Source organism: Lonepinella koalarum (genome assembly GCF_004565475.1).
Classification (GTDB): Bacteria; Pseudomonadota; Gammaproteobacteria; order Enterobacterales; family Pasteurellaceae; genus Lonepinella; species Lonepinella koalarum.
The window spans coordinates 1-809 of the sequence record NZ_SRHX01000029.1; the positions used below are offsets into that span (position 1 = coordinate 1).

The following is an 809-nucleotide window of genomic DNA, read 5'->3' on the forward strand; positions in this document are numbered from 1 at the left end:
CACATTACGCACTTGACCCACATTCACCGCATCCGTATCTGCCTGACCAGCCGCTACATTGGTAATTCGAGTTGGGGAAGAACCATCAGAACCCGCAATATTAATTGCTTTACCATGAGAATCTTCGATTGTACCTATTGTTGCTGTATTACTACCTTTACCTACCGTCACAGTTTCAGTCGTCACTGTTTCAAACGTTGGCGTCAATGAAGTCGCAATGGCAATATTTTTACCCTCTTGTGTAATCGCAATGTTATTTCCTGCTTTCACACTTACCGTATCACCCATCGCTACATTAGCCGTCGCACTTCCAGTTACGTTACCGGTTGAACCTTCAACGACACCCGTTGTTACATCCCAACCTTTAGCCACTTCATTGCTCAGATTGGTGACATTTTGGTTGGTTTGATATAACTGGCTACCATTTACCGCATCTTTGCTACTTTCAGAAAGTTTACCAGCAGCGACTTGGGTAATTTTTGCGTTACCCGCGCTAATACCGTTGTCTTTACTAATCGTCACATTGCCAACGGTGAGTTTATCAAAGTCCACTTCTGGTGTCGTGGCAACAGTATAAACCGTTTGACCATTTGCTCCGGTTGTACTGCTTACACTAATGTTCTTACCCGCGCCGACTTCTGTTTTAGCCGCCGTCACATTTTGTTCAATCTGATAAATCTGACTGCCGTTAATCGCATCTGTACTGGTGGCGGAAATATCCCCCGCCGCCACGCCGGTGACTTTCGTATTTGCCGCATCAATACCGTTTTTAGTAACACTTGGTCCGCCCACAATGGTTAAGCCATTAT

General features: G+C 45.2%; 1 pseudogene. It reads right to left on the reverse strand.

What is annotated here, in order from left to right:
- Positions 1–809, reverse strand: a pseudogene (locus E0709_RS12115) (hypothetical protein); the annotation flags it as partial.